We start from the raw sequence: 11327 nt of genomic DNA on the forward strand, positions 1-11327 counted from the left end.
TTGTCGGCCTTGGTCAGCACCCTGAGAGGCACCTGACAGACGGCGGCGGTCTGATCCAGCACCCATTGGGCGTCAGGCGTCCAGCAAAGCCGCGCCTTGCGGCACTCGGCTTCCAAAGTGGCGTCGGTCACGTCGCCCGTAAGCGGAGCGATGACGAACGGCCAGAGGTCTTGGATGGGGACGCGCAGCACGAGTTGAACCCGGAGCAGCGTGTCAACGTTCCACCTGTAGTATCCGCCTTCGAGACAGGCGTAAGAGCCGCGAGCGATGCCCGCAATGGCCGCCACTTGTTTGCAGGTCATCCCGCCGCGCTGGCGCTGACGGCGAACCTGCTCACCCAGCGTCTTAGTTGGTGAATTCATGCTCGCCCCCTTCCACGTCCGAGAGCCGTTCATTGATAGGGGCCGTCGCGCTGGACAATTGCTTGAGGATGGGGCCGAGCAGGTCGATCTTGCGCTCGGCATCCAGGCCAGGGCAGCCGTGTAGCACCGAATGGAGATTGGATACGCCGTCATTGACCCGGCTCCATTCTTCCTGGGTCAAGACGACATCGGGGCGTTGAGACTGTACACTTTCGTCAGCCATCATTCCTCCCTTCTGAGGAGTGGTGGTCAGGGTGGGCCGTGCTGTTGCCGCAGACGGTTCACCCGCTTCCCACGTGTTAACGTGAAGCGCGCCGGGGGCATCCCGGCGCCGTTCCTCAGAAAAGGCTATTCCGGCTAAACTCCTGTGTCAATTGGATTTAGGCGTGGTTTGTTAACCTGATAATGGCGATTATTTTATGCTCGATTGGACGCCCAACATATGGATGGGGGTCAGCGTCGAAGATGACCGTTATCGTGCCCGCATCGACGCCCTACGCGGCATCGGCGCTCACCTCAGATTTCTCTCATTAGAGCCCCTCCTTGGCCCGCTGCCTCAACTCGACCTGCAGGGCATCGACTGGGTCATTGTGGGAGGCGAATCAGGTCCCGCCTCCCGTCCCGTAAGGAAGGAATGGGTGCTCGACCTTCGAGATCAATGCCGCCGACTCGGCGTCCCATTCTTCTTCAAGCAGTGGGGAGGTCCGAACAAGAAGAAGAGCGGACGGCAACTCGAAGGCCGCACCTGGGATGAAATGCCGACGATCCTGGCGAAACTGCGGTAGATCGTCGAGGGCAGGCATTCTCTGATGCGGATATGATTGGGGTGTCAAGGAGCTGAGGTCATGCCTGCCGTTTTCAAGAAGCTGAATCTCAAGTCGCAAGAGGAGATCGTGGTGCTGAATGCTCCTCACAGCTTTGAGCCGGAGATTGCGGAGTTGGAGGGGGTTGAAGTCGTGCGCAAGTGCGCAGAGGTGCAGTCGCTCACATTCGCGTTGGCCTTTGTGACGCGCCAGGACGAACTGAACGGCATCGCGGGAGAGTTGGCCCAAAGGGCCGAGGGCGACGCCCTGCTCTGGTTCGCATACCCCAAGCAGAGTTCCAAGCGCTATAGCTGCGACTTCAACCGCGACACGGGCTGGAAGCGGATCATGGAACTCGGCTTCAGGCCCGTTCGCGCGGTCGCCATCGATGAAGACTGGTCGGCGCTGCGCTTCAGGCGGCGCGAGTATGTGAAGTCGTCCAAGCGCTGAGGTCGAATCGTGCAGGGCGGGTGCGCACCCGCAGCCCTGTTCATGCTTGCCTACGGTCATGAGTTGCAGCAGATGAGGCTGCTGCTCGGACTCTTAGATGTTGGCGTGGGCTTTGTCGGCTTTTTCCCACTGGGGGCTCTCGCTGAACTTGTTGACCCACCGCTGGATTTCCGGCTCCTCGACCTTGAGGTAGCGCAGGGTTTCCACGGCCAGCGTCACGTCGTCGGGGTCTTCCGGAGCCACGCAGACGACGGCGTCCAGCGCCTTCAAGGGCGCGGCATGGTCGTTTTCGGCCACCCGGGTGATGATGGCCAGGCCGGGACGGCGTTTGCGCAAGCGGCGGATCACGTCGACCGACTCTTGTGGCGTGGTGCGTCCCAAAATGAGGACGCTGGCCTTCTCATCCATGCTCTCCACCAGCCTGGGGTCCTTGAGGTTGCCGAGTCCGGCCTGAAAGCCCTGGGAGCGGGCGTGAGCCACGGCAGTGCGGTCGGTGTCGAGGAGCCGGTAGTCGTGGCCGGCGGCGGTGAGCGCGTTGGCCACGGTCAACTCGGCCCGCGAGGCGCCGTTGATCAGTACGTGGTGGAGGCCGCCGTCCCGGCTGGGCGGAGCCGAGTCGAGGGAACGGTTCTCCAGCGCCGAACCCAGGCGGTCGCCCAGGGGAGCCAGGGCGGGAGTGGCTGCCATGGTCAGGACCACGGCCGCGGTGAGGATGGAGCCGTTAGTCTGGCTGAGGGCTCCGGCCGCGCCCATGAGGGCGAAGATCACGAAGGCGAACTCGCTGCCCTGGGCCAGCACGAAGCCCATGCGCAACGAAAGTCCGCCGCGCGCTCCGGTGACAGCCGCCGCCAGCATGACCAGAAGTCCCTTGACGGCGATGAGTGCTGCGGCCAGGCCAAGCGTGATCCAAAGGGCCTGGCCCACCACGACCAGGTCGAGCGACATGCCTACGGTAATGAAAAAGAGTCCCAGCAGCAGTCCTCTGAAGGGCTTGAGCTCGGTCTTGACCATGTAGCAGTATTCGGACTCAGAGAGCAACATGCCTCCCAGGAAGGCTCCCAGGGGCAGTGAAAGGCCCGCCATTCCGGTGATGCCGGCCGTGGCCACAACCACCAGCAAGGCGGCGGCGGTGAAGGCTTCGTCGAGTCCGGAGGAGGTGATGGAGGCGAAGGCGGGACGCAGGAGGCGTCCGATGACGGCCACGGCGGCGATGGCCAGGGCGGCCTTTCCCAGCGAGGCCCAGAGTCCGGGGGCGGCAGCGTGCTCGCCGCCCAATTGCGTCCCCACCACGGCCAGCAGCACGATGGCCACCACGTCCTGGAAGATGAGCAAGGCGGTGGCTTTGCGGGCCAGGGGGGTGCCGCGCTCGCCCCGGTCGGCGATGGTCTGCAAGGCCACCGCGGTCGAGGAGAGAGCCAGCGAGCCGGCGATCAGCACGGCCGTCAGGGGAGGGAATTCTAAGGTCCACAGAACAGCCCCGATGGCCCCGGCCGTCAGGCCCCATTGAAGGGGGCCCAGTCCCAGGAAGTCCTTGCGGCTGGACCACAGTTCCTTGAGCGAAAAGTGCAGGCCGATGTCGAAGAGCAGGAAGATGACGCCGAATTCGGCCAGAAGACTCACCGTCTCGTTCATGCCTACCAGTCCGGTGGCCGAAGGCCCCACCACCACCCCGGCCAGGAAATAGCCCAGGATGGCGGGGACCCCCAGACGCGGCAGCAGGGTCGTCGACGCCACTCCTGCAATGAGCAGCACGGCCAGCGGTACGAGCGCGTGAAGGTGTTCAGGCATAGCTTATCGATCAGGCCCCCTCGGGCATCAAGGACAAACGGCGCCGCTCTCCACCCAGGCCTGGAAAAGCTCTCCCAGCCGTTGCTGGCTTCCGGGAGGCGGAGCGCGGTTGGAGCCGGGATGCCAGGCCCAGCCTACCAGTCCGTCGTCGGCCATGTGACGGACGACCTCCTGCAGCGATTTGCCTCCGTTGCGCTGGGGGTCTTTCAACTGGGCGCAGATCTCGGAAACCGTTTTTCCTTCCCAGGCCATGCTGGCCGGAGCCAGTCGCCAGGGGGAGTGTCCGGGAACACCGGCGGGATCGAAGTTTTCCGAGTGGTGGCAGCCGATGCAGCGCATCCCGGCCACTCCGATTCCGCCCAATCCGCGTTCCACGCGGGGCATGTGAGGACGCTGGTCGTCCCCCTGCAAGGGCCGGTCCCCCGAGGGATGACAGTTGACGCAACGGGGGTGGAGCAGCACTTTGCCGGTTTCCGCGAAGATAGCCGCCGAGCGTTCGGCCTCGTCCTCGATGGAGGCGAAAGCGCCGGGGGGACGCAGGTCTTGCTCCACCGGCTGCGCCGGCTGGGCGGCGTTCAAGAAGAGCAGGGCGGCCAGCAGGACGGGCAAAGGCAACAGGCACAAGAGTCGAAGGCTGATTCTCATGAGGATTCCTCCTCGGCCAGGGAACGTTGAAAGGGCAGCCGGCGGACGCTCTGTCCGGTTAACGCAGCCCAGGCGTTGGCCACCGCAGGAGCGATGGGGGGAACGCCCGGCTCGCCGACCCCGGTGGGATCCTCGCCGGAAGGCACGATGTGCACCTCGACCTCGGGCATCTCCTCGAAGCGCAGGGGCCAGTAGTCGTGGAAGTTGCTCTGCCTGACCCGTCCGTCCTCGAGGATGATTTCGTTGTAGAGCGCCGCTCCCAGTCCGAAGCCGATCCCGCTTTCCATCTGAGCCTGGATGATGTTGGGATTGATGGCAATGCCGCAGTCCACCGCGCACACCACCTTGTGGACGCGCGGCAGTCCGTTCTCGCCGCGGGAAATCTCGACGACTTGAGCCACGTAGCTGCTGAACGACTCGTGCACGGCCACGCCGCGGGCGCGTCCTTCGGGCAGCGGGCTGCCCCAGCCGGCCTTTTCGGCCGCCAGCTTAAGGACTCCGGCATGGCGCGGATGCTCCGAGAGCATCTTGAGCCGCCACTCCACGGGGTCCTTTCCCGCCTTGCGGGCCAGGTCGTCGAGGAAGGTCTCGGTGGAGTAAGCGGTGTGGGTGTGGCCCACCGAGCGCCACCACAGCACCGGGACCTTGACGTCGCTGACCGTGTGCAGAGTCACCCGCAGGTTGGGGATGGCGTAGGGCAGGCCTCTGGCGCCTTCCACCGAAGTGGGGTCGATGCCGTTCTCGATCATCCCCTCGAAAGGCGATCCCACCACGATCGACTGGCCCACGATGGTGTGGTCCCAGCCGATGATCTTGCCTTCCTGGTCAAGTCCGGCCGCCAGGCGGTGGACGTAGAGAGGACGGTAACGTCCGCCGCGGATGTCGTCTTCACGCGTCCACATGACCTTGAGGGGGTAACGACCCCCGCTGGCTTTCAGCACCTCGGCGGCTTCGGCGGCCATGTCCGAGGCGGGGGTGGCGCGGCGCCCGAAGCTGCCTCCGGCGAAGAGGGTGTTGATCTTGACCTGATCGGGGCGCAAGCCCATCACCTTGGCGACCGCCCCCTGGTCGGGTGTCTGCAACTGGGAACCGAACCACATCTCTACGCCCTCCGAGGTCTTCTCCAGCACGCAGTCGTTGGGCTCCATGGGGGCGTGGGCCAGGTAGGGAAAGACGTATTCGGCCTGCAGGGTCTGGGCGGCCGAGGAAAGGGCTTGCTCGACCTCGCCGTCGTTGCGGGCCGGGGCGCCCGGCCTTTCCGCCAGATGGCGGTAGCGGGCGATCAGCCTTTCCGAACTGGCGTGTTCCGCCTGGCTGTTGTCCCACTCCACCTGGAGGGCCTCGCGTCCTCTCTTGGCGGCCCAGAATCCCTCGGCGATGACGGCCACTCCCTGGGGAATCTCCATCACCTCTGTGACGCCTTCCACGGCGCGGGTCTTAGAGTCGTCGAAAGAACGAACGCGGGCCCCGAAGCGGGGCGGATACCGGATCAGGGCCACCTTCATCCCCGGACGCTCCACGTCCAGGGTGTAGACGGCCTGGCCGTTGGTCTTGGCCGGGGTGTCGAGCTTGGGAAGCCTCTTGCCGATGAGCTTGAAATCCTTGGGGTCCTTGAGCTTGGGCTCTTCATCGAGGGACACCTGGGCGGCATCTTCCAGCAACTCTCCGAAGGTGGCCGAGCGGTCGGATTGGGAATGGCGCAGGACGCCGCTCTCGACCGTGATCTCGCCGGGCGCCACCTGCCATTTCCGGGCCGCGGCCTGCACCAGCATGGCCCGGGCCTGGGCTCCCGCTCGGCGCAATTGGTTCCATGAGTTGGCGATGGCGGTTGATCCTCCCGTCCCCTGCACGGGGCCGAAGAAGAGGTTGTTGTAGCGCTGGGGATCGGCGGGGGAATGCTCAGCCCGCATCTGGCTCCAGTCGGCGTCCAGTTCCTCGGCGATGATGGTGGCCAGTCCCGTGAATGGTCCTTGCCCGAACTCGAGATGCTTGCTGAGGATGGTGACGGTGTTGTCGGGCGCGATACGGACGAAGGCGTTGGGGGCGAAACTTCCCTCGGCGCTCAGTGCGGCAGCCCGCGAGGAGCCGAAAGGCATCCTGAGTCCGATGATCAATCCGGCGGCTCCGCCCGCCGCCGCCCGCAGGAATTGGCGCCGGTCGGGCCAGGCGTTGGTCGGTTTTGTCTTCAACATGTTCTCAACCCTCCAAGCTCTCGGCGGCCTGTTGGATGGCCTTGCGGATGGCGGGATAGGTGCAGCAGCGGCAGACGTTGCCCGTCATGGCCGCATCGATGTCGCGGTCCTCGGGGGCGGGTTTCTGCGAAAGCAGGGCTACCGCCGTCATGATCTGTCCCGACTGGCAGTATCCGCACTGGGGGACGTCCAGGCCGCGCCAGGCGTTCTGCACCGCTTCAGCGGTGTCGCCCGAGAGTCCTTCGATGGTGACCACGCGTCCGCCGCCGGCGGCTGAAACCGGCGTCACGCAGGCTCTGGTGGCGCGTCCGTTGAGGTGGACCGTGCAGGCTCCGCACTGGGCGATTCCGCAGCCGAACTTGGTACCTGTCAGCTTGAACTGCTCGCGCAGAACCCACAGCAGCGGAACCGCCGGATCGCCGCTGTATTCCATTCGTTTCCCATTGATCTGCAATCGCATAGGGGGTCTCCGTGCGGGTACATGGGTCGGTCTCCGCGCATCCGCCGCACATCGGTTGGCGCAGGGTTGAGAGAGTGCCTGGAATTATCTCAGGTAGAGACGCCGCCCTCAAGCTGGCGGATTCACAAGTCGGCTTGCCGGCGGTGCCCGGTCAACAGGGCTCTCACGGGGACAAGGAGGTGAAGGGCATCTACTCGTAGCGCAGGGCCACCATGGGGTCGACGCGGGTGGCGCGGCGGGCGGGTCCCAGGCAGGCCGCCAACCCGGCTGCGGCAAGAACGGCCGCGATGGCGATGAAGGTGACGGGGTCGTATGGGGTCACTCCGAAGAGCATGGAATCCATGAACTGGGTGACCGGGACCGAGGCAGCCAGTCCGATGGCCAGGCCGATGGCGATGAGCAGCACGCCCTCGCGAAGCACCTGCAAGAGGATGCGACGCCGGGGCGCTCCCAGGGCCATGCGTACGCCGATTTCCCGCGTCCGCCGGCTGACCGAAAAGCTGATCACGCCGTAGACTCCCACCGCCGCCAGCCCCAGCGCCAGTGCCGCGAAGGCTATCAGCAGGTTAGTCTGGAAGCGCTCCTGGGCCAATGTCCCCGACACCATCTGAGTCATGACCTGGGTGTCGTAGAGAGGTAAGTTTGGGTCGATCTTTGCGACCGAATCGGAGAGGATCTTAAGGGCCGATTGAGGGTCGCCCGTGGTGCGCACGGCCAGGCTCATGGTGGTCCAGGCTGAATCGAGGGGCCGATACCAGATCGGCACCTCGCCCTGACGGGCCCCGCCGTGATGCACGTCGCCAACCACACCCACTACCGTCAGCCAGGGGGCGTCAGAGTTGGGGCCTCCGGGCTTGATGCGGCGGCCCACCGCATCTTCCTCTCCCCAGAAGCGGCGCGCCAGCGATTGGCTGATAATAGCCACATCGGATCTTGTTGCCACATCCGCCTCCTGGAAGGCGCGTCCTCTTACCAGGGGTATGCCCATGGTGTCGAAATAGCGGGGCGAAACGATTCTGAACTGAACGAAATCTGGGACCTCCGGGTCAGGCGGAGTGTAGCCTTCCGCCGCCACCGACCAATCCGAATCATTGCCCGACATCGGCAGCAGGTTGATCACTCCGGCCGAGATGACTCCCGCCCGCCCTTGCACGTCCTCAAGGACTTGCCGGTAGAACTGCACCCGCTCCTCGCTGCTGGAATACTTCTGCCTGGGCAGGCTGACCTTGGCCGTAAGCAGGTTTTCGGGTCGAAAACCGGGGTCGACTTCGGTCAGGTGCTGAAAGCTGCGGATCAGCAGCCCGGCGCCCAACAGCAGGACGGTGGCCAAGGTAACCTCCATAACCACCAACCCCCGCCTGATGCTTTGCCGGAAGCCCTGGCTTTCCCCGCCGCGGTCGCTCAGACTGAGACGGTTGCGGGAACGGGTCATGCGCAGGGCCGGGATCAGCCCCGCCGCCAGCGCGGCGACGATGACCAGGGCCAGGTTGAAATAGAGGACGTTGATGGAAAGCGTGACCTCCTGCAGGCGGGGAAGGCTGCCAGGGTGAAGTGCCTTCAAGGCCGAAAAGCCAAATTGCGCGACGGCCAATCCGCCGATGCCGCCCAGCAGGCTGAGCAGGAAGGTCTCGCACAGAATCTGTCCCATCAGGCGTCCCGCTCCGGCCCCCAGAGCCCTGCGGATGGCGATCTCCCGTTGGCGGGTGCTGATGCGGGCCAGCAAGAGTCCGGCCACGTTGGCGCAGGCGATCAGAAGCACCAATCCCACGGCTCCCATTAGAATCAGCAGAGCGGGGCGGACCGAACCCGTGATGCTTTCGGAGAGCGGCTCCGCCACGAAGCGGAATCCGCTGCCCTCCGGATAGTTGTCGCTATGCTCCTGGCGCAGCCGGGCGGAGAGTGCGTCCAGTTCGGCCTGGGCCTGTTTCAGCGAAGCTCCCCGGTGCAAGCGGGCCACGATGCGGGAGCCGTGAGCTCCCCGATGGGGTTGGTTGTCGGGATCGATCCCGTAGCCCGTCCAAATGTCGACCTCGGCGTAGGGAAACTGAAATCCCTGAGGCATTACGCCGATGACTTCATAGGCATGGCCGGCGATCTGCAGGGTCTGTCCGATGATCTTCTCGTCTCCTCCGAAGCGGCGCTTCCAAAGGCCGTCGCTGAGCAGCAGTACGCGGTGATGGGGGACGGTCCCCTCCTGAGCCTTCAGAGCACGCCCTAGTTGAGGAGTGATTCCCAGCACCGTCAGGAGACTGGGCGTCATCCCGACCGACTCGATGCGCTCGGGCCGGCCGCTGCCTTCGTGGAGATTGACGCCCCCGGTATCATAGAGAGCGACGCCCTGGAATGACTCGGTCCCTTCCACTATGTCCTGGTATTCGAGCGAGTTGAGGGCTCCGTATCCGAAGTTCTTCCAACTGGTGTGAATGCGTACCAGACGGTCGGAATCGTAATAGGGCAAAGGCTCCAGCAAGATGCCGTTGACGAGGCTGAACATGGCCGTATTGGCGCCGATTCCCAGTGCCAGGGTGAGGACGCAGATGAGTCCGAAGAGCGGACTCTTGGTGAGCCGTCTGAGGCTGTAAGTCAGGTCTTGCTTGAGGTTTGCCAGCATGCTGCTACCTTTCGGGCGCCGCATCAAGCGGCGGATGGCGAAGCGCTCGGGGCCGATTCGGGCCGCGCTGAGGACATCGAGATAAAGGCGCGCCCGGGCCCTCCAGGGACCGCCTTGGCGCAGGCGGCGCAAGTAGAGTTCCTCCACGTCGCCTTCCACCTCTTCCCGCCAACGGGGATCGATCAGCCGCCGAAGCAGCCAGGACGCCGCACCTCCGATCGGGGGCCTGGGGCGGCCTTGCCGAGATCTCATCCCGATCCTCCCTCGCCGCCCGATTCGACTTCGAGCTGACTCCAGAGGCGCTCCCTGACTTGGCGAAGGTGGCGCAGGGCCTGCAGTCCCTCGGGGCTGACGCGGAAGAGCCGCTTGCGCCGCCCGCCCCGCTCGGGGGTAACGTCCCCCAAGTGCGAGCTGACGTATCCCTTCTTTTCGAGCCGGCGCAAGGCCGAATAAACCGCCCCGATGGAAACCGTCCTTTGAGCGTCCTCTTCGATGCGTTCCAGGATGGACACTCCGTAGGCTTCCTCCTCCAGAACGCATACCGCCAACAGGACAAGCTCTTCAAATTCGCCTAGCGTATCGCCTTTCATATCGTCACTGAGCCCCTATTGTACCATTTCCACGCTTTTGCACAACAAATGAATCGAGCCCCCTCTTCAGACGTTCAAAAGAGGGGGTCGGCCCGGCGCCGATTCAGCGGGCCCGGGTCCCGGTAAGGGCGTGCAGGGGATCGACGCGGACGGCGCGTTTGGCCGGTACATAGCTGGCGGCCGTGGCGACTCCCAGCAGCAGAACCGAGATCAAGACGAAGGTGGCCGGATCGGTGGCGGTCACGGCGAAAAGCAGGCTGGAGACCAGCCGGGTGGCCACCAGGGCCGCCACCACGCCAATCAGGACGCCGGACAGGGCCAGCGTCATTGCCTGGCCGACCACCAGGCGCAGGACGTTCTTGCCCTGGGCGCCGAATGCCATGCGCACCCCGATCTCCTGAGTCCGCTGTTGTACCGACACGGCCATGACCGCATAGAGCCCGAGAAAAGCCAGCACCAGCGCCAAGGCCGCGAAGGCGGTGATGAGCGCCAGTGTGAAGCGTATGGGGGCCATGGCCCTGAAGATGTACTCGTCCATCAGGTGCAGGTCGGCTACGGGAACGTCGGGGTCCAAGGCCTCGACCTCGCTCTGTATGGAGTCGATCAGGCCCGCCGCGTTGCCCGCCGCGCTGAGCGTGAAGCTCTGCGGCGCGTAGGGAAAGGAATTGTGTGGAAAGTAAATGGCTTCCCGTCCTTCGTCGGCCAGGCTCTCGCTGCGGATGTGCTCCACCACGCCCACAACCCTGAAGGAGGCTCGCTCCATTGTGAAGTCGTCCAGCTTGAACCGCTCCACCAGAAGCTCGCGGTCGACGGGGTCCTCGCCTGGCCAGGTGCGCTCGGCCAGCTTGTCGTCCACCAGCACCACGGGTTGGGCTCCGTCCTGATTGTCGGCCTCGTTGAGCAGGCGGCCCGCAACCAGGCGGATGTCCATCGCCTCGAAATAGCCGGGAACCGTCCAGCGGTAATCGGCCTTGTTGCGGTTCCAGTCCTCTTCGCTGACGCCCGGCCTTCCGTAGGAGAAAATGTAGTACTGGTCCCCCCCGGCCAGCGGCAGGGGCGTGATGCCTCCGGCCGAGAGGACGCCCGGCAGGGCCTCGAGGCGGTGCTTGAGACGCAGGTAGAAGTCGGTCCTTCCGGCAGGTGTCCGATACTTGACGAAGGGCAGAGGCAGCGAGAAGGTGAGGACGTTGTCGCTGCGAAACCCCGGCTTCACCTCCTGCAGGGCGGAGAAGCTGCGCAGAAGCAAGCCGGCTCCGATGAGCAACACCAGCGAAAGCGCCACTTCCAGGATCACCAGCGAGGAACGCAGCTTGTTGCTGCGGATGCCGCCGGTTTGGCTGCCCCGCTCCTTGATGCCGTCGACCAGGTTGGGACGGGCGGCCCGCAGGGCCGGGGTGAGTCCGAAGATGACGGCCGAGAGCAGCGT

10 protein-coding genes and 1 pseudogene are annotated in these 11327 nt (G+C 64.8%); 2 read left to right on the forward strand and 9 right to left on the reverse strand.

Features of this window, described 5'->3' with window-relative positions; genetic code table 11:
• Positions 1-362, reverse strand: a 362-nt coding sequence (locus VLU25_22560; GenBank protein ID HSR70724.1) for a helix-turn-helix transcriptional regulator, incomplete at its 3' end; no start/stop codon positions are given.
• Positions 346-588 (reverse strand): hypothetical protein, encoded by a 243-nt coding sequence (locus tag VLU25_22565; GenBank protein HSR70725.1) that lies wholly within the window; start codon positions 586-588, stop codon positions 346-348. The genes VLU25_22565 and VLU25_22560, both read right to left, overlap by 17 nt.
• Positions 589-784: 196 nt before the next feature.
• Between VLU25_22565 and VLU25_22570 the strand changes: the two are divergent.
• Both VLU25_22570 and VLU25_22575 read left to right on the forward strand, forming a co-directional pair.
• Positions 785-1147: pseudogene (locus tag VLU25_22570) on the forward strand (DUF5131 family protein).
• A 60-nt stretch (positions 1148-1207) separates the two neighbouring features.
• Positions 1208-1615, forward strand: a complete 408-nt coding sequence (locus tag VLU25_22575; protein HSR70726.1) for a hypothetical protein — start codon at positions 1208-1210, stop codon at positions 1613-1615.
• A gap of 93 nt (positions 1616-1708) precedes the next feature.
• Here VLU25_22575 and VLU25_22580 read toward each other — a convergent pair whose 3' ends face one another.
• From VLU25_22580 to VLU25_22610, 7 genes are all read right to left on the reverse strand, one after another.
• Positions 1709-3403, reverse strand: coding sequence for a cation:proton antiporter (locus VLU25_22580; GenBank protein ID HSR70727.1), 1695 nt, complete (start codon positions 3401-3403; stop codon positions 1709-1711).
• Between the two features lie 27 nt (positions 3404-3430).
• On the reverse strand, positions 3431-4048 hold the full coding sequence (locus VLU25_22585; GenBank protein ID HSR70728.1) for an Isoquinoline 1-oxidoreductase subunit: 618 nt from the start codon (positions 4046-4048) through the stop codon (positions 3431-3433).
• A complete protein-coding gene (locus tag VLU25_22590) occupies positions 4045-6240 on the reverse strand; it encodes a xanthine dehydrogenase family protein molybdopterin-binding subunit (protein ID HSR70729.1) in 2196 nt (731 codons plus the stop codon). The genes VLU25_22585 and VLU25_22590 overlap by 4 nt, the downstream gene beginning before the upstream one ends.
• A gap of 4 nt (positions 6241-6244) precedes the next feature.
• On the reverse strand, positions 6245-6700 hold the full coding sequence (locus VLU25_22595; GenBank protein HSR70730.1) for a (2Fe-2S)-binding protein: 456 nt from the start codon (positions 6698-6700) through the stop codon (positions 6245-6247).
• Between the two features lie 190 nt (positions 6701-6890).
• Positions 6891-9563 (reverse strand): ADOP family duplicated permease, encoded by a 2673-nt coding sequence (locus tag VLU25_22600; protein HSR70731.1) that lies wholly within the window; start codon positions 9561-9563, stop codon positions 6891-6893.
• Positions 9560-9901, reverse strand: a complete 342-nt coding sequence (locus tag VLU25_22605; GenBank protein HSR70732.1) for a PadR family transcriptional regulator — start codon at positions 9899-9901, stop codon at positions 9560-9562. Before VLU25_22605 ends, VLU25_22600 begins: the two co-directional genes overlap by 4 nt.
• A 103-nt stretch (positions 9902-10004) precedes the next feature.
• Positions 10005-11327 (reverse strand): FtsX-like permease family protein (locus VLU25_22610; protein HSR70733.1); only part of this gene is annotated, 1323 nt, incomplete at its 5' end.

This window comes from Acidobacteriota bacterium, from assembly GCA_035471785.1.
In the GTDB taxonomy this organism is placed as follows: domain Bacteria; phylum Acidobacteriota; class UBA6911; order RPQK01; family DATIPO01; genus JANQFM01.